Below are 19,515 nucleotides of genomic sequence, written 5' to 3'. Positions count from 1 at the left end.
GTCGGGCGAAGCAACTCACAGGGTTCAGGGGAAGGCATGTCGACACAGGAAGCGGTGCGTCACGTCGAGGGCGAGGTCCGCGAGCTGATCCGTCGCTCGGGTCTCGATCCGGCCAGCGACTCGAAGGCGGTCCGCCGGCTCGTCCAGGAGGCCGTGCAGGACTACGACGAGAGGTCCCTCCACGGCGGCCTGCCCTCGCTCGGGGACCAGCGGCTGGCCGTGCACTCGATCCTCGCGGTCGTCGCCGGCTACGGGCCGCTCCAGCAGTACTTCGACGACGCTGCCGTCGAGGAGATCTGGATCAACGAGCCCTCGAGGGTCTTCGTGGCCCGTGGCGGCATCGCCGAGCTGACCCCGACGATCCTGACGGCCGACGAGGTGCGAGACCTCGTCGAGCGCATGCTCAAGAGCAGCGGTCGGCGCGTCGACCTCAGCAGCCCCTTCGTGGACGCGACCCTCGCTGACGGTTCGAGGCTCCACGTCGTCATCCCGGACATCAGCCGGACCCACTGGCAGGTCAACATCCGCAAGTTCGTCGTCAAGGCCGACCACCTCGACGACCTCGTCCGCCTCGGCACGATGCCACGGCAGGCGGCGACATTCCTCGAGGCCGCTGTCGCGAGCGGGCTCAACGTGCTCGTGGCCGGAGGCACCCAGGCGGGCAAGACGACGCTCCTGAACTGCCTCGCGGCCGCCATCCCGCCACGCGAGCGCATCGTCACGTGCGAGGAGGTCTTCGAGCTGAAGATCCCCCAGCGTGACGTCGCGGCGATGCAGTGCCGACAGCCCAGCCTCGAGGGCACGGGGGAGGTCCCGCTGCGCCGACTCGTCAAGGAGGCGCTGCGGATGCGCCCGTCGCGCATCATCGTCGGCGAGGTGCGGCAGGAGGAGAGCCTCGACCTGCTCATCGCCCTGAACAGCGGTGTGCCAGCATACGCTAGCGGCGCTTTCGCCCGGGCCGCTCGCGCGACCGCGTCGACGCGGCGAGGGCGCTCGCGCCTGCGTCAGGGCGTGGACGTGGCCCGGTGCTCGCGGAACGACACGACGGACAACCATGCGGCGGAGACGAGGACGCCGAGCGTCACGGCGGCCCAGAGCCATACGGGACCGCCCGCGAGCCACCCCGCGAGGGCGCCGAGGAGGATGCCGAAACCGACGAGGGGCAAGGCGCGGGCGTCGGTCTCTGTCGCTCTCCGCTCCACGTCGACGACCGCGGCCCGGAGGGAGCGGGACTCGGCGGCGAGAGCGCGCTCCAACGCCTTGACCTCGGCGGCGACCTCCGCGATGTCCGCGTCCAAGCGGCCCTCCGCGCGGGAGATGCGTGTGTGCAGGTCTTGAACATTCCTCATGAGGATGTCGAGCTTCTTGGGAGTCTCGTCGTTGGGGCCGAAGGCGAGCATCGTCGCCCCGACTTCGAGGCCCAGGCCCATGCCCATGGAGATCGGGCCGAGGTTGACGGCGGTCGGCTGTGGGCGGAGAGAAGGAATCCAGCGCGCTAGGAGGGAGCGGAGCGCGTGGCCGGCGCGGACGAAAGGCTGCCAGAGGGTCCGGGCGAGGAGGACGGTGCCGCTGGGAGACACGACGAAGGCGCCGAGGAGCGACACCACAACGCCGGTCCATCGCGTCGCGTCGGTACGCCACGCCTCGTTATCGACGAGGGTCCAGAGAGACATCACCACGCGACGAGGCTAGACGGCTCGGGACGAGACGCCGGGATGCCGACTCGCGCGTCGGCGGTGCGCTTCCGGGGCGGCGTCGGCGGCCCGTGTCACGCTCTGGGCATGAGCGAACACACACCCATCTCCGCGGCGACCTTGCAGGCCGTCGGCGAGTTACTGGCCGCGGCGGAGCAATATGGCCTTGGTCTCGCGTTTGAACCAGACCCGGACGGCTGGCGGGTCAACTACATAATCAGCGACTGGCCCGCGTACCAGGACTTCCAGATGGCGGGCGGCGAGCTGGCGAACGCCTACTCTCTGGACGTCGCCGCGGCGGCCTCGCTGAAACCCTTGGTGGAGATGGGCGAGCGCTCGTCGGCCTACTTCGCGAAGAGGGACGCGGAGAAGGGCTAGACGGCACGCGGAAGGCCCCGCCACCTCGGAGGAGGGGCGGGGCCTTGGCGTTGGGTGGGGTCGGTCAGTCGGCCGTCCGGGCGTCGCCGCGCGGCCCGGAGGGAGCGGGAGTCGACGACGCGGCCGTGAGCAAATGGATTGACCTCGTCCTCAAGATCGGGACCGGAGTGGGCGGACTGGTAACGGCGGTCCACCAGATCTGGGAGATGTTCGGAAAGCGGTAGGTAGGGCTACTCGGCGTCGCGCTCAAGCTTGGCGATTCGGACCTCAAGGTTCGCCATGGAGGTTAGGAGCTTGCCGATGCCGAGGGTCGTGACGCCGAACATCTCTTGGACGCCGCCCTTCTCCTCCTGGCACTCCGCAAGGGCATCGCGGAACACGACGGCGGCGTCGCGAGTGACGGGGATGTCCTCGCGCTCAGTGATCGGTGCGAAGACGGCGTTGAAGTCGTGGTTCTGGGGCATGGGACCAGCGTGCCCCATGGGGGAGACGTGAGGCCGGAAGCACGCAGGCCGTGACGCAAAAGGCCTGAGTCCCGCGGCACGAGTGCGACACGCCGGGCGCTGTCGGCGGCGAGGCGTATCGTAGTCACGTCGAGTGGTTACACCGTTGTGATTCGCTCACGACTTGGTCACAAGTCTGAGTCTTCGCTTCGGGATAGCCACTCGACGTGCGTCGACTAGCAAGACCCCGACGGTCGGGGTGAACCAACAGCCGGGGCCTGGATACAAGTTTGCCCACTTGTCCGCGTCACGGTAGCGCACCCCGCTGTGAAGTCCTCATCCGGAGGCTTCCAGCGGTAGAGGGCGCGTTGGGTCGTCTTGCTTGTCGTCGAAGCTCTCCAAGGAGGGGAGCGCGAGATGACCACGAGCACGGACAACGCCTTGGACCTGGCTGCGCTACTGACGCAGGTGGACGACGCCACAGCCGCCGAGCTGGCGAGCAAGCCCGAAGTTGACACGAACTGGACGGGTGACCTTGACGTCGCCAAGTTGCCGATCGTGGTTCGAAAGTGGGTCGAAGTTCCTGACGTCGTGGCCGTCGTGGCAGACATGAAGAACTCGACGAAGATGGGGACGGGCAAGCACGCAGCCTCGACGGCGAGCATCTACCAGGCGTCGACGGGGGGCGTGGTGACGATCCTCAACAAGTTCGAGGCTGACTTCATCCAGATCCAGGGGGACGGCGCCTTTGCGCTCTACTGGGGCGAGCGTCGTTACCAGCGGGCCTTGTGTGCGGCAGTGACCGTCCAGTCGTTCGGCGGCAAGATGGCGAAGCGACTGGAGGAGAAGTGGCCCGACGCCCCGGAGACCGGGCTCAAGGTGGGCGTCGCAAGCAGCCGCATCCTCGTCAAGCGCATCGGGACGCCGCGGAACCCAGCCGAGCAGGAACCGGTGTGGGCAGGCAAGGCCGTGAACTACGCCGCGAAGGCGGCGCAGGGAGCTGAGCGCCACCAGCTCATCGTGACGGGCTCCGTCTGGGATGCGATCGAGGGCATCGACTACCTGACGACGACGTGCGGCTGCCCGGGCGGCAAGTACGTCCAACTTTGGACCGACGTCTTGATCGATCGTCTTCCTGAGGGGGATCCCGACGCGCAGGGGCGGATGCTCGGGGCCTCTTGGTGTGACCAGCACGGCGACGAGTTCTGCAACGCCATCCTCGCCGGGAAGAAGACGCGGCCGGAGGTTGCCGACCAGCGCGCCAAGGCGCTGGCATCACAGCGCCAGACAGTGCTTCGCACCGCGGCGCAGAAGCAGCGCCTGGAGCGCCTTGCACACCGCCGAGGCCTGGCCCGATGAGGCTGCGGCCGCGGGGGCGGCGTGATCCTGACCTGGGACCGCCCGTCCCCTTGCCGACGCCGCTTCCGGCGGAGTCCTCCATCGTGGCTCAGCCGGACCAAGCGTGGAAAGCGCTTGGCTTGGTGGTCGACTGGATCAAGCACGCTGAAACGAAGGCTGGAGCGCTTCTCGCCGCGACCGGAGTTGGAGGGGGCGTGCTCTACAACCTCGTCAAGGAGCAGTCCTCACCGAGCCTTCCACTCACTTGGGCTGCCGGGCTCGCCGGCACGCTCCTCTTTGCCGCGGGCGTCTGCTCGGGGTTGGCCCTCAGGCCGCGACTCCGGGCTCGTGAAAGCCCGACAAGCAGCTTGTACTACAACCACATCGCTCGGAAGCACGGGAAGGCGGCGGGAAGCGGCGAGTACGCCGAGCTCGTCCTGCAGTTGACCGCCAACGGCGAGAAACTCGTAAACGAGGTTGCGGCTCAGATCTGGGCAAATGCCCATGTGGCACGCGACAAGTATCGGTGGATCAACTGGGCGATGGTCGCCTTTCTGGCCGCCCTTCCCTGTCTCGCGGCGGTCGCTGTGATCATCACCTTTGGGTGGAACCTCTAGGCGAGCATCCGCGCCGCTGCGGGCCAGTGGCCTGAGTGCCTCAGAAGTGCCTCAAGTGCCAGACTCGTACGCGTCCCGGATTGCTATGCCGGACCGGCACCGGAGGGGTGGGGGTGGGGGGAGTCCTCCCCCACCCCTCGGCGCGCGCGCTCGGCCTCGTCGGCGTGGACGACGAGGCCGAGGCACGCTCACGCGGTGATGCTTCCGGGGTGACGCTCGGACTCGCGGGCCTGTGTGGGCCGCGCGCGCTGGGCGGCCCGGCCCTCCTCGCTGCTCTTGCGGCCGTGGTGCCACGAGCACAGAGCTTGGAGGTTGCCGAGGGAGTGGTCGTCCCCGCGGGTGATGTGGTCGACCTGGTTGGCGCGGTCCTTGCAGCGTCGTCCCTCGGAGTCGAGGGCGCGGCATCGGTAGCCATCGCGCCGGAGGACGGCGAGGCGGCGGGGGGACCAGTCACGCGGGAGGCGGGCCTTACGGCCGGAGGGGTGGGATGTCCACGACACCGGGGGTCACGCCTCGGCGACGGGGCGACGGGCCTCGGAGGCGCGGCGCTGAGCGTCGCGGCCACGCTGATACGTGGCGACGATGGCGAGCGCGGCCTCGGTCGACGTGCCCAAGGGCAGGCGACGGCGGAGACGGCGGCGCCGGTCGGTCGGAGGCAGGCGGAGCCACTGTCCGCGCGAGGCGTTGGACGAGAAGGCGCGAGGCGGGAACTCGGGAGTCGGGCCGACGATGAAGCGCTCCCGCTGGGCGGGGTCGAGGAGCGCGGCGATGAGGGCGGTGGTGTCGACGAGGGGGGCCTCGTCGGTGAGGGCGGGGGTGCTCACGCTGCGGCCTTGCTCGTGGCGGCGAGGCGGCGGGCACGCTTGGCGGCGAGGCGCTTGGCGGTGTCGGCCTTGGCGACCCTCTCGCACCTCGGGCACCGTGCGGGGGCGAGGCGGCCGACACGGGCCGGACGCCAGTTGCCACAGGTGATGCACGAGACGACGGCCTTGGAGGCGCGCTCGGGTGCGGGCGCCGGCTCCGGGTGGACGGGGGCGACGGCGGCCTGGCCTCGGGCGTCACGTCGTGCCGTGCGCTCGGCGAGCTTGCGGTCCTCCTCGGCGTCCCACGCGGCGGCCCGGTCGAGGAGCGCGCTCACGTCGGGGTCGAGGGGGACGTCGCGGTTGAGGATGCGGAGGCGGGCGCTGACGGGGTAGGCGTGCCACTTGGCGGCCGTGACGGTGTTGCCGACGAAGGCGCGAGGCGGCGCCGAGATGACGCCCTTGGCGTCGCCGTGGGTGAAGTCGCGGCGGGTGCGCGGGTCGACGAGGGACGCGATGAGGAGGAGATAGTCGGATGGGGAGCGCATGGGGCCTGGTGTCCTTCTGGGGTTGGTTGGGGGCGACGTGCCGAGGGCCCGATCACGTTGTGCGGCAACGTGATCGGGCCCTCGGTGGGGAAGGTCTAGCGGGGCGTCATCGGGTCCGGACCCACGCGGCAATCTCGGACGCGGACTCCTTGGAGTCGAGGGCGTCGAGCTCGGCCCACTGGCCGGCGAGGGCGGCCTCGGGGGTGATGCTCTCGCGGGCCGCGGTGACGGTGAGGGCCTCGCGCTCCCACTCGGCGAGGTCGGCGAGGTTCTTGGACGTCGGGGCGGTCTCGCGGAGGACCTTGGCGACGATGTCGGCGACGCGGTCGGTGCTCATGCCTTGGCCGCCTTCCGGGCGCGGATTTGGGCGGCCGGGGTGACGGTGGCTTGGGCTTCGACGTCGACGGCGGCGAAGCGCTTGAGCCGGAGGGCGGCCTCGGCCTTGCGGGCGGCCTCACGCGCGGAGACGTAGGCGGGCATGTCCTCGGGGAAGTGGGCGACCATGGCGCGGACGCCATCGAGGACGAGGCTCTTGGTGTTCCACCCGTGGCGGCCATGCATCCAGTGACTCGGGTGCGCCTGCTCGTAACCGCGCCACGCGGCCCCCATGGCGGCGTCGCGGGCGTCGAGGGCCTCGGTGAAGGCGGACGCGGCGGCGACGACGTTGGCCTGGGCCTCGTCGATGACGGGAAGCGCAGCGGCCTGTACGGCGGCCTGGACCTCGGGGTCGGCGGCGAGGGCCGTGACGGCCTCCTCGGCCGCGTCGGCGGCGCGCTCGGCCTGTCGGGCCGCGCGGTCGGCGGCGTCGAGGGCAGAGAGGTCGACGCCGTAGGCGCGGGCCTCGGGCATCGAGATCTTCCGCTGGGTCAGCACGGGGGCGATGTCCTCCGAGAAGACGCGAGCACGCTCCTCGGCGGCGGCGCGGTTCGCGAGGCGGGCCTCGGTGAGAGCGGTCTCTGCGGCGTCGAGGGCGGGTGAGGCGACGCGGGCCCATGCAGGGGAGGTGGTGTAGCTCATGAGGTGGTGCTCCTTCTGGGGCTGAGTCGACGGGAGGGGGAGGCCGTCGGCTGCTTGGGGGCGAGGACCGTGGCGAGGCGGTCTAGGCGCGCTGCGAGGGCGCGGAGATCCGCGGGGCAGAGCGGGCCGGCGAACGGGGCGAGCGGGATGGGGGCGACGTGCACGTTGGGCACTCCTGGGGTTGGGGGCTGGGTCAGAGGATCGGGGCCGCGAGGGGAAGGGCGTACGGCTCCGGGTCGGGGAGGATGGCGCCCACGTCGAGGAGGTCGGCGTAGTCGGCCGCGGAGACCCAGACCTGGGGGCCGTTGCGGTCGAGGCGCACGTATCGGCCGCGCGGGGTGACCGGGACCGGGCGCCACTCGGACGGCGGAGTATGGGGCGCGGCGATGGGGACGTAGGTGCCGGTGGTGCGGACGGCCTTGGCGCGCGCGGCCTCTGCGGCGCGGGTGGCGTCGCGGCGTGCCTTGAGGGCGTCGCGCTCGGCCTTCCGGGCGGCGCGCTCCTCGGCCTCGCGGAGAAGCTCGGCGCCGGTCTTGACGACGCGGGAGCGGACGCCGGGGCGGTAGGCGTGACGTCGGGCGGCGAGGCGCGTGGCGGCCACCTCGGAGTTCTTGGCAGCGCGGCACGGGCGGCAGTATGAGTCGCGGGCCTCGTCCTCGCGGTCGTCGTTGTGGCGGTCGGCGCGGACCGCGAAGGCGGAGACGTCGAGCGTCAGTTCGCAACGCGCGCAACGCTTCTCGTCGGCGATCTCGCAATCGGCATACGCGGAGACGGGGATCACGAGGAGGTCCTCGGGGATCTCCTCGCCGGTCGAGAGGCCGAGGAGCGCGAGCGCGGCGGCGGGGTCGTCGAGGCCCTCGTCGAGGAGGAGGTCGCGGTAGCTCGCGGCGCGCTTGGGGCTCGTGGCCGAGGACAGGGAGACGGTCACGCGGCGCGCGGAGCGCGTCTTGACGGTGACGACGGAGGAGGTCTCGGCGATCTCGCGGACGGCTCTGTTGAAAAGGCCCCGGCCGATGCCGTGGGCGGTGACGGCGTCGCGGAAGTGGAGCCAGAGTTTCGTCCGGCAGACGTTGGTCGTCGGGGAGAAGGGAACGTCCTCCGGCTGATCACCGTGCGCGAGGGAGTAGAGGACGATGGCCGCGGCGGCGCGCGGTGTGAGTGTGGCGGTCATGGGGGTCGGCCTAGAGGTGTGGTGTCGCTCGGATGGGGTGGAGGGCGGCGAGGAGGTCAAGCCTCGCGGCGGTCGTGCTCGTGCTCGTGCTGTTGCGGTTGCGGTTGCTCGTGCGTGCCGTCGGTCGCGGCGTGCCTGGGGGTGGGCGGTGGTCCTCCGGTCGCGAGCGGAGACGAGGAACCACCCTCGGCTCGTGGCGTGCTCGCGGCCGGAGGCCGCACATGTGGGCCCTCCAAGGCCATCCCGACACCCACGGCGGCCAAGCCGGGGAGTTGAGTGTGTGGGGGAGGCGGAGCCTCCCGTGGGTCATGCGTTCTGCGTGCGGAGGTAGCTCCGGGCCTGCCTGCGGAGGCTCGCGACGTCCTCGGGTGCGGTGGCACCGTCGAGGGCGCGGTCGAGGGCCACGAGGAGGACGATGAGGCGGTCCTCGCGGACGAGGCGGAGGCGCTTGGAGCGGCGCTGTCGGCACGGTCCGGAGCAAGTGATCCGGGTGCGGGGCGTGGCGATGTCGGGGAGAGCGGCGGAGCACTCACTACATACGGGGGCCATCGTGGCCTCCTCTCGGGTGTGGCTGACGTTTACAGGTCCAAGGGGAGGGCACCCCGCGTGCTCGTCGATGGCGCCCCCATGGGGCCATGCGACGGCACTGCGGAGGTGCCGGTCTGGGGAGGCGGGGACGGAGTCCTGGCCTATACCTAGGAGGTCTGCGAGGACCCCCGGATCTGCTCACTTTGACGGGTGTGACCTGAGTCACATACGAGAGGAGCGGCGGCGAGGGCGGGCAGTCCTTCCCTCTACCTAGAAGGTCTGCGAGGGGGTGTTTCCGGACCGGGGCATAAGGGACATCTCTGCGAAAGGTCTCACGAGCTGAGATGGCGGCCGGCGGCGGCTCCGGGGGCCGTGGGCGGGGCCTGGGCGGTGGGGCTGAGAAACATCATCCTCAGTGGGTTTGGCATGCCTCTTCTCATTACTTGTTAGAGGGAGAGAGAAACCTCTACTACTAATAGGGAGACGGATGACAAACCCACTCAGGATGATGTTTCTGTCCGGGGGCTCCCTCGGGGGCGGTTGGGCGGTGTAAACGGGTGACGTTTTTGAGCGGCCCCGCCCGCCCTCCGCGTGCGGTTGCTCCGCCTCGCGGCCCCGCCCGCCTCCGCGGTCGACGGCGGCCTCCAACGCGGTGGGGTGCGGGCGTCGCTGTGCGGGCGCTGGGGGGCATAGAAAGGCCCCGCCTCCTCGTCCGTGAGGGGGCGGGGCCAGAGGGCGGGAGAGCGGTGCTCACGGATCGGTGGCGGCCTCCTGGGTGATGCGCTCGGCCTCGGCGACGATCATGGCCGGGGAGGGGACGAGTAGCTCGGACGGCTGGGCGGTCCAGCGGGTGGGGGCCTCGTCGTCGTCATCCAGCGGCGGCCCGGAGGAGGACATCACGCCACCAGACGGCCGGCGGGCATGGCCTCGTCGACCTCGGCGCCGATGGGGAAGGCGGGCTGCGCCACGAGGGTCACTCGTGCCGGGTCGAGCCCGTGGGCGCCTCGGCGCCCCTTGCCGATGGTGAGGATGGCGACGTTTGGTGAGAGGAGCGCCCGGAGGCCCGCGACGTCGTCGGCAACGGTGAGGCGCTCCCACGCCTCCGCGAAGGTCTCGCCCGTCGGCACGAGGCGCACCGTGGGCCGGTGCGGCCGAGCCTTGATCGCTGCGCGCCGAGCCTTGAGGGCGCCGAGCTGCTCGGCGATGGTGTGGAGGTCGGCGTCATCGTCATCCTGCGCGGTCTTGAGTTGGGCGATGGAGCGCTCCACCTCGGCGAGGTCGACGTCGTCGGTCGAGATCTCCACGCGGTCGAAGATCTCCGACGGTCCGACGGCGGCGAGGAAGGCGCCCGCGACGTGCGTGTCGAGGAGGTCGGCCGAGACACTCACACCGGGGCAGGGGCGCCCGTTGGACTTCTGACCGCACGCATAGGCGATGCGGCCGGTGCCGTTCTTCTTGACGTAGAGGGGAGCGGCGCAGAGGCCGCACGACGCGACGCCGGAGAGGAGGCGGTTGGACCGGGCGCGCCGCCGCGGTCGGCCGTCCGCGGTCTGGAGCGGCCTACGGACCTGTAGCCGCTCCGCGAGGCGGTGCCAGGTGTCTGCGTCGACGAGCGGCGGCCACACCTCCACGGGCGCGCCCTCCTCGTCGCGGACGAGTTGGCCGCGGTGCGTGACGCGGCCGAGCGCGGTGTCGGCGGTGAGGATCTGGGTGACGGCTTGGATGCTCCAGGTGGTCCCGCGGCGCGTCGGGATCTCGTGCGCGTTGAGATCTCGGGTTATCGAGTAGACCGACTCCCCGGAGAGGATGCGCTCCGCGGCGTCCCGGACGACGGCGGCCTCGTCCTCCTCGTGAACGAGGATGCGGCCGGGGCCCTCGGGGTTGGGCGCCGAGCGGTAGCCGTAGGGCGTCGTCCCGCCCGTGTAGCGACCCACGCTCACGCGCTCGGCGATGGAGGCCGTGACGCGCGTGCGCACGTTCTCGCGCTCCTGCTCGGCGATGGTCGCGAGGATGGACGCGATGACGCCCCAGAACGGCGCCGCCGAGTCGACGGAGTCCTTGATGGTGACGAAGCGGGCGCCGGGGGCGGAGGCGAGGACGTCCATGAGGCGGCCGAGGGCGGGGATGCCTGCGCGGCTCCAACGGTCAAACTTCCATGCGAGCAGGACGTCGACCTCGCCGCGGCGGAGGAGGTCGAGAGCGTGCGCGGTGCCGGTGGCGTTCTTGGCGCCGGAGATGCCGTCGTCGCGGATGACGTGCTCGGGAGCGATGGTCCACCCCTCCGCGGCGGCACGAGCTCGGAGGTCCTTCTCCTGGACCGTGAGGGAGGTGGAGTCGTCCTTGGAGACGGAGAGACGGAGGTAAAGGGCTGCGCGGGCGGTCATGATGCTCCTCGGGGTAGGGCCGGACCTTCCGTAGATCTGCGAGCCCGTGGGCTCGTGCTCACTAGAAGCGCACCTAACGAGGTCCGGGGTGCCCGGCATGTGCACCGTCCACGCCAACAGCGCCCGCGAGGCCGTCACGAAGATGTGCACACGGCCCCTCCTCGCAGGCGAGAACGTCTCGAGCCGCTTCGTCGTGCCCACCGTGGCAGCGGCGGTCGACGTCGTGGTCCATGTCGCGCTCGAGCGTGACGGCGTGCGGAGCGTGCGGGAGATCGTGGCCGTGCCGGGACGGGCCGAGGGCGACGTCATCGAGATCGCCGACCTCTTCGTCACCCGCGGCGGTGCTCTTCGACGCGCCGACGGGTTCCCGCCGCACCGGGAGGCCTTCGAGCGGGCGGGATACGACGTGACGGCCCTTCTGGGGCAGGCGGACTCGTGATCTCGCCGCTGTTCGTCGGTCTCCTTCTGGGTGTGGGCGGCTTCTTCGTCTACTGGTCCTTCTGGCCGCAGCAGCCCGCGCGCGAGAAGGCCGGCAGGGGCGGCTTCATGGTCGAGCTGCGAGACCACCTCACCCAGGCCGGCTACTCCTCGGTGTCTCCCGGCCACGTCGTCGCCGGGTCCGTGGTGCTCTTCGTCATCACCTTCCTCATGGTCCTCGCGCTGACGCGCGTCGTCCCCATCTCGCTGTGCTTCAGCCTGATGGCCGGCGCGCTCCCGCTCTCGCTGGTGCGGATGCGGGCGCGCAAGCGCCGCAACAAGCTTCGCGACCTGTGGCCAGACGTCGTCGACAACATCACGTCTGGCGTGCGTGCGGGCCTGGCGCTGCCCGAGGCGTTGTCGCAGCTCGCCGTCCGGGGCCCGGCCGAGCTGCGTCCCGCGTTCGCCGCCTTCGCGGAGGACTACCGGACCACCGGCCGTTTCCACGACTGTCTCGACCGTCTCAAGGACCGGTTGAGCGACCCGGTCGGCGACCGCATCGTCGAGTCCCTCCGGATCGCACGCGAGGTGGGCGGCAGCGACCTCGGCAAGCTGCTGCGCACGTTGTCGTCGTTCCTGCGCGAGGACGCTCGCACCCGGTCCGAGCTCGAGACGCGGCAGAGCTGGACGGTCAACGCGGCCCGGCTCGCGGCCGGCGCCCCCTGGGTCATCCTCGGGCTGCTCGCCCTCAACGGCGGCTCGCTCGCGGCCTACTCGTCGCCCACCGGCTGGGCCGTCCTCGCGATCGGTGCCGGCCTCTGTCTCGTGGCCTACCGCGCCATGGTCTGGATCGGTCGACTGCCTGAGGAAGAGCGGGTCCTGCGGTGAACGGGCTGACGGGCCGGCTCGGCGAGGTGCTTCGTGACGGGTGGTCGTGGGCCGGGGCCAGCGCGGGTGTGCTCGTGGTCGCGGGCATCGCGCTCGTCGTCGCCGGGCTGCCCACCAACCGCCGCCCCACGCTCGACGACCGCCTCGAGCCCTACCTGCGTGACACACCGCGCCCGTCGACCCTGCTCTCCCGGCCGGCACCACCGCGTGGGCCCTTCGGCTTCGGTGAGCTGCTCGCGCCCTTCGTGGCCAGGCTCGGGTCGGGGGTGGGTTCCGTGATCGGCGGCGCCCCGTCCGTGGCCAGCCGCCAGCTGCGAGCCGGCCGCCAGGCGGACGTCGACCGGTTCCGCGCGGAACAGGTGATGTTCGGCGCGATCGGCGGACTGGGCGGACTCGCCTTCACCGCCGTCGTCGCCGTCGCGCAGCGGCGCTTCCCGGTGCCGGTGCTCGTGTCGATGGTGCTCGTCGGCGTGCTCGGCGGGATCGCGGGTCGCGACTACCTCCTCAGCCGTGCAGCGAGCCGGCGGGAGGCCCGCATGCTCACCGAGTTCCCCACGGTGGCAGAGCTGCTCGCGCTCGCCGTCAGCGCAGGGGAGGGCGCGGTCGGGGCGCTCGAACGCGTCTGCCGACTCTCCCGCGGAGAGCTGTCCGACGAGCTGCGACGGTGCCTGGCCGACGCGCGTGCCGGAGCCAACCTGCCCACCGCCCTGCAAGGCCTTGCCGACCGCACCGGACTGATGAGCCTGACCCGCTTCGTCGACGGGATCGTGGTGGCTGTCGAGCGCGGCACGCCGCTCGCCGACGTCCTCCGGGCCCAGGCGCAGGACGTCCGCGAGGACGGTCGACGAACCCTCATGGAGGAGGGAGGGAGGAAGGAGATCTACATGATGGTCCCGATCGTCTTCCTCACGCTGCCCGTGACGGTGCTCTTCGCGCTCTACCCCGGACTCAGCTTCCTCCACCTCAAGCTCTGACACCCGGCCCTCCGGGTGCCTCGTCACCGCAATCCGACACAGGGAGAAAGAGAATGAACCGCATCATCACGGCTCAGGCCCGGGTCCGAGCCGTCCTCACGACCGCCGTATCGCGTCGCATCGCCGGCCCTCGTGACCGTGGCGACGTCCCCGGCTGGGTCCTCGTCACGATCATGACCGCGGGGCTCGTCACCGCTCTGTGGGCCCTCGCCGGCCCCCAGCTCGGGCAGCTCTTCAGCGACGCCATCTCGGACGTCAAGGGCCCGTGAGGCCCGCGAGGGCCGTCGGCACGTCGGTGGTGAGCCCCGGGGTGCTCCTGGCCCGCCTGCGGCACCGCTCGACCACGGCTGCAGACCGCGAGCGCGGTTCTGCGATAGCGGAGTTCGTGATGGTGGCTGCCCTGCTGCTGTTCGTGGCCATGGGTGTCTTCCAGCTCGGACTGGCGCTCTACGTCCGCAACACGCTGATCTCGGCGGCGTCCGAGGGAGCCCGCTACGGCGCACGAGCCGATGCGCAGCCCGGCGACGGCGTCGCGCGCACGAAGGCGCTCATCACGACGTCCTTGAGCGCATCCTTCGCGCAGGACGTGAGTGCCGCTCGCTCGCTCACGGCTTCGGGCGTACGCGTGGTGGAGGTCCGCGTGACGGCGCCGCTGCCCGTGATCGGCCCGATCGGGCCCGCCGGAGGACTCACGGTGTCGGGCCGTGCCTTCAGCGAGGAGCAGGTCGTGGCCGGAGCCGACCCGTGATGCGACCGCAGGACCTCGTCGCCTGCGCGGCCCGGCGTCGACACCCCGGAGGAGGCAACGGTCGCGTCGACCTGGAGGCGGGCCGCGCCATCCTCGAGTTCATCTTCCTCGGCATCCTGCTGCTGCTCCCGCTGACCTACCTCGTGCTCACCGCGGCCCGTCTCCAGGCGGCGTCCTTCTCGGCTTCACTGGCCGGACGGGAGGCCGGGCGCGCGTTCGTCACGGCTCCGTCGGACGACGAGGGGTACGCCCGTGCACGCGCAGCCGCCCTCCTGGCCTTCTCCGACTTCTCGTTCGACGACGGCGCGGGGGTGGCCGTGGCCTGTGACGGTTCTCCGTGCCTGCGCCCCGACGCTTCCGTCACCTCCACGGCGACCATCGAGGTCCAGCTCCCGCTGGTGCCGGACTTCCTCGCGGCTCACCTGCCGGCGTCGGTGACCATCTCGTCGACCCACGTCGCCTCCGTCGACCGGTTCGTGGCGCGATGACGAGCGCGTATGCCGCCCGCCCGGGAGCCGTCGCCCGCCGGCTGTGCGTCCGGCCGCGACGTGGACGCGCGCGTGACGAGGGCCAGATCGGGGTGCTCGCCCTCGGCCTCTTCGTGCTCGCGACACTCCTCGTGCTGGGCGCCATCGACGTCACGGCGGCCCAGCTGGCCCGCATGCACCTGCTCGACGCGGCCGACTCGGCGGCGCTCGACGCTGCCGACGCGCTCGACGAGCGCGCCGCCTACGAGGGCGGCGTCCTCGAGCAGCTCGCCATCACCGACGAGTCGGTGGCACGCGCGGCCTCAGCGCACCTGGCCCGCACACCGCTGCCGTCAGGCATCACCGCCTGGTCCGTGGTCCCCGACACCGGCACGAGCGACGGGGCGACCGCCGTGGTCACGATCCAGGGCAGCGCGACCCTGCCGATGAGCGGCTGGGTGCTCGAGTCGCTCGGAGGCAGCGTCACCATCACCGTGACCTCCAGGGCCCGGGCGCCGCTCGGCTGAGGCCGCGGGCGTCAGACGACGCGAAGGCTCCGCAATATTCGCAAAACGGCCACCCGCCAGTCGAATCCGCACTAGCGTCCGTCGACGACGCCCACACCGCCCAGCACGTCCAAGGCCTGGCGGCGTGGCGCGTCGCGCCAGGCAGTGATGGCGCCGTCCAAAGGGCGGCGCCATCCGCACGTGCCGCGGCCATGGTGCCGCGACGACAGACAGGGAAGCATGCGCACGCTCATCACCAAGGCCGTCGTGGCCACCGCCGGACTCGGCCTCGCCGTGGCCGCGCCCATCGCCGCCGCGAGCTCGGCCCAGGCGCTCCCGGCGATCATGATCTACAAGGTCCAGTACAACTCGCCGGGCTCCGACACGGGCAGCAACACGAGCCTCAACGCCGAGTACGTCGTCATCAAGAACACGACCCGCAGCAACCGCGTCCTCACCGGCTGGACGCTGCGCGACAAGACCGGCTACACCTACCGGTTCCCGACGTTCACCCTGAAGGCCGGCGCGTCCGTGACGGTCCACACCGGCCACGGGTCCGCGACGTCGACGCACCGCTACTACAACAAGACCTGGTACGTCTGGAACAACACGGGCGACACGGCATACCTCAAGAACGCCTCGGGCACGACGGTCGACACGTGTGCCTGGAGCGGCGGCGGCACCGCGAAGTACTGCTGAGCCCGCACCACCGACGCCCTCACGACAAGGCCCGCCCCGCACCCGGGGCGGGCCTTCGTCGTGCCCGGCAGGGGGAAGCGCCCAGTGCGCTCGCCCGGCGCCCGCGGAACTGGGAGCTGTCCCACCAACGCGCTGGGAAAGGTCAAGAGATCGTCAAAAACGCCTTATTACGTCACGAAGTCGATAATTTAGACAAACGGCGCCAATACCCCTCGAGACCACGTGCCCCACGGGTGGTCTCGGCGTCTGTCCGAACACGCACCAACACGCACCAACACGCACCGCATGGAGCCACATCGGTCCTGAGCCCCCAGCACATCCCCCACAGCAGGAGAAGGCACATGAAGCGGATCATCTTCGTCGTCCTGGCAGCCGTCGGACTCGCCGTCGGGGCGGCCGCCCCCACGCAGGCCGCCAAGCCCAGCCCCACGGTCAACCCGGCCTACTGGGGCCACTGGAGCAGCCCGGCCCTCGTCTACGACGCGACCGGCAGCAACACGAGGTTCAAGGTCGCCGAGGCCGTCTCGGAATGGCGCAAGTCCGGCTGGAACGTCAGCATGACGACCGACGCCACCAGGGCCAACATCAGGGTCATCCCGGAGCAGCCGGCGAGCGGCGCCATCGGCGAGGCTTCGCTCGTCAGCAGCGGCGGCGTCATCACCGGGTGCACGGTCAAGCTCGGGCCGGCCTTCGCCCAGCAGGTGTACTCCGAGCACATGGCCATCCACGAGCTCGGCCACTGTGGCGGCCTGCCGCACTCGTCGTCGCCCAGGAGCGTCATGTACCCGCAGACCAGCGCCACTCTGGCCATGACCCGGCCCTCGGGCCAGGACATCCAGTGGATGGCCGGCGACTACTGATCGACCAGCACCACGTGCTCGGGGGAGCCTGCACCGCAACCACATCGGGCCCACGGCGTCTGCCGTGGGCCCGATGCGAGTGCTGCCGCGCCGCTCGTGGCGGGGATGGCGACGAGCGGTACGCGTGCGGGAATCGGGCCCGGTGCCCGCCCGGCGTGCGCGGCGCGGCTCCCTGCTGCCGTAGGCTGTTCCATCGTGGCTGTTGACTTCACGCAAGAAATCAAGGAACTGCGCGCGACGATGGATTCCGTGCGCGGGGTCACGAACCTCGACGAGCTCGCCCGGACCATCAGCGAGCTCGAGCAGCAGGCCTCCGCCCCCGACCTGTGGGACGACCCGGACGCTGCCCAGCAGGTCACGAGCGCGCTGTCCCGCGCCAACTCCGAGCGCGACCGCGTCCTCGGCATGGATGCGCGCATCGAGGACCTCGAGACCCTCGTCGAGATGGGCCAGGAGGAGGCCGACGCCGCCACCCTCGAGGAGGCCGAGCGCGACCTCGCCACCCTGAAGAAGGACGTCGGCGAGCTCGAGGTCCGCACGCTGCTGTCGGGGGAGTACGACGAGCGCGAGGCCGTCGTCACGATCCGGGCCGGCGCCGGCGGCGTCGACGCCGCCGACTTCGCCGAGATGCTCATGCGCATGTACCTCCGCTGGGCCGAGCGCCACGGCTACCCGACCAAGGTCATGGACACCTCCTACGCCGAGGAGGCGGGCCTCAAGTCGGCCACCTTCGAGGTCAACGTCCCGTATGCCTTCGGCCACCTGTCCGTCGAGGCCGGCACGCACCGCCTCGTCCGGATCAGCCCGTTCGACAACCAGGGCCGTCGCCAGACGAGCTTCGCCGCCGTCGAGGTCATCCCGCTCATCGAGAGCGACGACTCGGTCGAGATCCCCGAGAACGAGCTCAAGGTCGACGTCTTCCGTTCGAGCGGGCCCGGCGGCCAGAGCGTCAACACGACCGACTCGGCCGTGCGCATGACGCACATCCCGACCGGCATCGTCGTCTCGATGCAGAACGAGAAGAGCCAGATCCAGAACCGCGCCGCCGCCCTGCGCGTCCTCCAGTCCCGCCTGCTCCTGCAGCGCAAGGCCGAGGAGGCCGCGGTCAAGAAGGAGATGGCGGGCGACGTGAAGGCGAGCTGGGGCGACCAGATGCGCTCCTACGTGCTCAACCCGTACCAGATGGTCAAGGACCTCCGGACCGAGTTCGAGACGGGCAACCCGAGCGCGGTCTTCGACGGCGACATCGACGGTTTCGTCGAGGCCGGGATCCGCTGGCAGATCGGGCAGAACCGGCAGCAGGACTGACATTTCGGGGCGACCTCGTCTTTCGACGGGCGCGACGGCCGCTGCGCTCGTAGGGTCGCGTCGTCGGCTCCCCCCGACGGCGTCACCGTGCCGGACCGCTCGGTGACCGTCCGCTCACGGTGGGTCGGCGCAGCTCGCGCACCCGCCTGAGAGGTTCCGCCCATGTCACCCCTCCACCGCCTCGCCACGACCTTCGCCGCGCTCGTCGCAGCCGCCACCGTCGCCGTCGGGCTGGCGCCCGCGGCGTCTGCTGCTCCCACCGCCCCCACCGCTCTCGTCGCCAGCGCTTCCCAACCGTGCAGCAGCGTCCGGCAGATCGGCGACCGGAAGGTCGTCTCCGACCTCGGCATGTCCGCCTTCACGGTCCGCCAGTACATCGGCTGGTGCAGCGACTCGCGCGGGTCGGCGTGGATGAACTTCGCGTCCGTCTACGTGTGGGACCAGTACCACGTGCGCGGCTTCGCCTACCGCTCGTACGCCGGTGTCGCCGTCCGCGGCGAGCCCGAGACGCGCGGCTTCACGGCGAGCGCCAACCGCCAGCAGCTGAGCTACTCGACCCCCGTGCGCACGACGGCCCTGTGCACGCAGGGCTGGGGCAAGCTCTACCGCGCCGGGTCGGAGTCGGCACAGGGCCTCTCGTCGCTCGCCTGCTGAGGCGCCCGACCGACCCGGCGGCCCGCCACGCCGGGCCCGGCCGTTTTCCGGGGGTTTCGCCCGTCGGCCCGTAGCCTCGGATGCGGCCCGGTGCACGCTGGCGTATGCCGTCACGCACCACCCGGCCCAGCCGCTGTCCCGCTGATGCCCAGCTGATGTCCAGTACGAGTCGAGGCCCGACGCATGATCCTCTTCGAGAACGTCACGAAGACCTACCCGCGCACGACTCGTCCGGCGCTCGACGACGTCAGCCTCGAGATCCCGCGCGGTGAGTTCGCCTTCGTCGTCGGCACGTCCGGATCGGGCAAGTCGACGATGATGCAGCTCGTCATGAAGGAGCAGGACGTCACCCGCGGGCGCGTCCTCGTCGCGGGACGCGACCTCGACCGCCTGCCGGAGCGCAAGGTCCCGGCCCTGCGGCGCGAGATCGGCTGCGTCTTCCAGGACTTCCGCCTGCTGCCCAACAAGACGGTCTTCCAGAACGTCGCCTACGCCCTCCAGGTGCTCGGCAGCAGCCGGGCCCGCATCCGCCAGACCGTGCCCGAGACGCTCGAGCTCGTCGGCCTCGCCGGCATGGAGAAGCGCCTGCCGCACCAGCTCTCCGGCGGGGAGCAGCAGCGCGTCGCCATCGCCCGCGCCTTCGTCAACCGCCCGCCGATCCTGCTCGCCGACGAGCCCACCGGCAACCTCGACCCCGACACGAGCCTGGGCATCGTCCAGCTGCTCGACCGCATCAACCGCACCGGCACGACCGTCGTCATGGCCACCCACGACACGGTCACCGTCGACGCGATGCGCAAGCGCGTCATCCGCCTCGACCGGGGCGTCCTCGTCAGCGACATGGAGGCGGGCGACTACACGACCGGTTCGATCCCGCGCATCCGGCTCGAGGAGGAGGCCGAGGCCCCGCGCCGCGCGGACGAGCCCGAGGCGTCCGACGGCTACGACGACGGGGACCCCACGGCATACGACGAGCCCGATGGGCTCCCGCCCATCGGGCGCGACGCCGACGAGCCACGCAGCAGGGGCGGGATCTTTCGCCGGCACAAGGCCGTCCAGACGAGCGACCGCTGAGC

At 71.1% G+C, this 19,515-nt stretch carries 25 protein-coding genes and 1 pseudogene; 16 read left to right on the top strand and 10 right to left on the bottom strand.

From position 1 onward, the window contains the following. Positions 1-36: 36 nt before the first annotated feature. Both ASD90_RS18070 and ASD90_RS23635 read left to right on the top strand, forming a co-directional pair. On the top strand, positions 37-1,338 hold the full coding sequence (locus tag ASD90_RS18070; RefSeq protein ID WP_235506764.1) for a CpaF family protein: 1,302 nt from the start codon (positions 37-39) through the stop codon (positions 1,336-1,338). A 443-nt stretch (positions 1,339-1,781) separates the two neighbouring features. Next, positions 1,782-2,072: a hypothetical protein gene (locus tag ASD90_RS23635; protein ID WP_157623225.1), complete on the top strand. Its 291-nt coding sequence runs from the start codon at positions 1,782-1,784 to the stop codon at positions 2,070-2,072. Positions 2,073-2,302: 230 nt separating this feature from the next. Here the strand turns inward: ASD90_RS23635 and ASD90_RS18055 are convergent, their stop codons facing one another. Then, positions 2,303-2,536 (bottom strand): hypothetical protein, encoded by a 234-nt coding sequence (locus tag ASD90_RS18055; protein ID WP_157623224.1) that lies wholly within the window; start codon positions 2,534-2,536, stop codon positions 2,303-2,305. A 396-nt stretch (positions 2,537-2,932) separates the two neighbouring features. On the opposite strand from ASD90_RS18055, the gene ASD90_RS18050 reads away from it, so the two are divergent. Then, positions 2,933-3,874, top strand: coding sequence for an adenylate/guanylate cyclase domain-containing protein (locus tag ASD90_RS18050; RefSeq protein WP_056759549.1), 942 nt, complete (start codon positions 2,933-2,935; stop codon positions 3,872-3,874). A gap of 83 nt (positions 3,875-3,957) precedes the next feature. Then, positions 3,958-4,470, top strand: a complete 513-nt coding sequence (locus tag ASD90_RS18045; RefSeq protein WP_157623223.1) for a Pycsar system effector family protein — start codon at positions 3,958-3,960, stop codon at positions 4,468-4,470. A 188-nt stretch (positions 4,471-4,658) separates the two neighbouring features. Here the strand turns inward: ASD90_RS18045 and ASD90_RS18040 are convergent, their stop codons facing one another. The 9 genes from ASD90_RS18040 to ASD90_RS18005 form a co-directional block, all read right to left on the bottom strand. Further along, positions 4,659-4,970 carry an HNH endonuclease gene (locus ASD90_RS18040; RefSeq protein WP_056759545.1) on the bottom strand — a complete coding sequence of 104 codons (312 nt, stop codon included), beginning with the start codon at positions 4,968-4,970 and terminating at the stop codon, positions 4,659-4,661. A 6-nt stretch (positions 4,971-4,976) separates the two neighbouring features. Next, the gene (locus tag ASD90_RS18035; protein ID WP_056759543.1) at positions 4,977-5,294 is read right to left on the bottom strand and encodes a hypothetical protein; all 318 of its coding nucleotides are present in this window, start codon (positions 5,292-5,294) and stop codon (positions 4,977-4,979) included. Next, positions 5,291-5,818, bottom strand: coding sequence for a hypothetical protein (locus ASD90_RS18030; RefSeq protein WP_056759541.1), 528 nt, complete (start codon positions 5,816-5,818; stop codon positions 5,291-5,293). Before ASD90_RS18030 ends, ASD90_RS18035 begins: the two co-directional genes overlap by 4 nt. Before the next feature lie 106 nt (positions 5,819-5,924). Beyond that, positions 5,925-6,155 carry a hypothetical protein gene (locus tag ASD90_RS18025; protein WP_056759539.1) on the bottom strand — a complete coding sequence of 77 codons (231 nt, stop codon included), beginning with the start codon at positions 6,153-6,155 and terminating at the stop codon, positions 5,925-5,927. Then, the gene (locus tag ASD90_RS18020) at positions 6,152-6,835 is read right to left on the bottom strand and encodes a hypothetical protein (RefSeq protein WP_056759538.1); all 684 of its coding nucleotides are present in this window, start codon (positions 6,833-6,835) and stop codon (positions 6,152-6,154) included. The genes ASD90_RS18025 and ASD90_RS18020 overlap by 4 nt, the downstream gene beginning before the upstream one ends. 193 nt (positions 6,836-7,028) lie before the next feature. After that, positions 7,029-8,006, bottom strand: a complete 978-nt coding sequence (locus ASD90_RS18015) for a hypothetical protein (protein ID WP_056759536.1) — start codon at positions 8,004-8,006, stop codon at positions 7,029-7,031. Positions 8,007-8,312: 306 nt separating this feature from the next. Next, complete coding sequence (locus tag ASD90_RS18010; protein ID WP_056759534.1) at positions 8,313-8,555, bottom strand: hypothetical protein; 243 nt, start codon at positions 8,553-8,555, stop codon at positions 8,313-8,315. A 729-nt stretch (positions 8,556-9,284) separates the two neighbouring features. Beyond that, positions 9,285-9,431: a hypothetical protein gene (locus ASD90_RS23630; protein ID WP_157623222.1), complete on the bottom strand. Its 147-nt coding sequence runs from the start codon at positions 9,429-9,431 to the stop codon at positions 9,285-9,287. Further along, positions 9,431-10,918, bottom strand: a complete 1,488-nt coding sequence (locus ASD90_RS18005; protein ID WP_056759532.1) for a recombinase family protein — start codon at positions 10,916-10,918, stop codon at positions 9,431-9,433. Before ASD90_RS18005 ends, ASD90_RS23630 begins: the two co-directional genes overlap by 1 nt. Positions 10,919-11,000: 82 nt before the next feature. Here ASD90_RS18005 and ASD90_RS18000 point away from each other — a divergent pair. From ASD90_RS18000 to ftsE, 12 genes and pseudogenes are all read left to right on the top strand, one after another. Next, positions 11,001-11,357, top strand: a pseudogene (locus ASD90_RS18000) (CpaF family protein); the annotation flags it as partial. Further along, positions 11,357-12,223, top strand: a complete 867-nt coding sequence (locus ASD90_RS17995; RefSeq protein ID WP_056759660.1) for a type II secretion system F family protein — start codon at positions 11,357-11,359, stop codon at positions 12,221-12,223. The pseudogene ASD90_RS18000 and the gene ASD90_RS17995, both read left to right, overlap by 1 nt. Continuing rightward, entirely contained in the window at positions 12,220-13,197 is a 978-nt protein-coding gene (locus ASD90_RS17990; RefSeq protein ID WP_082588828.1) for a type II secretion system F family protein, read from the top strand. The genes ASD90_RS17995 and ASD90_RS17990 overlap by 4 nt, the downstream gene beginning before the upstream one ends. A gap of 53 nt (positions 13,198-13,250) precedes the next feature. Continuing rightward, positions 13,251-13,466, top strand: a complete 216-nt coding sequence (locus ASD90_RS17985; RefSeq protein ID WP_056759531.1) for a hypothetical protein — start codon at positions 13,251-13,253, stop codon at positions 13,464-13,466. Continuing rightward, on the top strand, positions 13,463-13,945 hold the full coding sequence (locus ASD90_RS17980) for a TadE family protein (protein WP_369793626.1): 483 nt from the start codon (positions 13,463-13,465) through the stop codon (positions 13,943-13,945). Before ASD90_RS17985 ends, ASD90_RS17980 begins: the two co-directional genes overlap by 4 nt. Further along, a complete protein-coding gene (locus tag ASD90_RS17975; RefSeq protein ID WP_056759529.1) occupies positions 13,945-14,433 on the top strand; it encodes a hypothetical protein in 489 nt (162 codons plus the stop codon). Before ASD90_RS17980 ends, ASD90_RS17975 begins: the two co-directional genes overlap by 1 nt. Then, complete coding sequence (locus tag ASD90_RS17970; protein WP_056759527.1) at positions 14,430-14,939, top strand: pilus assembly protein TadG-related protein; 510 nt, start codon at positions 14,430-14,432, stop codon at positions 14,937-14,939. Before ASD90_RS17975 ends, ASD90_RS17970 begins: the two co-directional genes overlap by 4 nt. A gap of 219 nt (positions 14,940-15,158) precedes the next feature. Continuing rightward, entirely contained in the window at positions 15,159-15,617 is a 459-nt protein-coding gene (locus ASD90_RS17965) for a lamin tail domain-containing protein (protein WP_056759525.1), read from the top strand. 341 nt (positions 15,618-15,958) lie between these two features. Continuing rightward, entirely contained in the window at positions 15,959-16,477 is a 519-nt protein-coding gene (locus tag ASD90_RS17960; protein WP_056759523.1) for a matrixin family metalloprotease, read from the top strand. 195 nt (positions 16,478-16,672) lie between these two features. After that, positions 16,673-17,785 (top strand): peptide chain release factor 2, encoded by a 1,113-nt coding sequence (gene prfB / locus ASD90_RS17955; protein ID WP_056759521.1) that lies wholly within the window; start codon positions 16,673-16,675, stop codon positions 17,783-17,785. Between the two features lie 162 nt (positions 17,786-17,947). Further along, positions 17,948-18,439 (top strand): hypothetical protein, encoded by a 492-nt coding sequence (locus ASD90_RS17950; RefSeq protein ID WP_056759519.1) that lies wholly within the window; start codon positions 17,948-17,950, stop codon positions 18,437-18,439. Between the two features lie 183 nt (positions 18,440-18,622). Further along, the gene (gene ftsE, locus ASD90_RS17945; RefSeq protein ID WP_056759517.1) at positions 18,623-19,513 is read left to right on the top strand and encodes a cell division ATP-binding protein FtsE; all 891 of its coding nucleotides are present in this window, start codon (positions 18,623-18,625) and stop codon (positions 19,511-19,513) included. The last annotated feature ends 2 nt before the right edge of the window (positions 19,514-19,515 follow it).

The organism is Terrabacter sp. Root181, assembly GCF_001428505.1.
Classification (GTDB): domain Bacteria; phylum Actinomycetota; class Actinomycetes; order Actinomycetales; family Dermatophilaceae; genus Terrabacter.
Note: the sequence above shows the minus strand (reverse complement) of the source record. Positions and strands in the feature narration are given on the sequence as shown.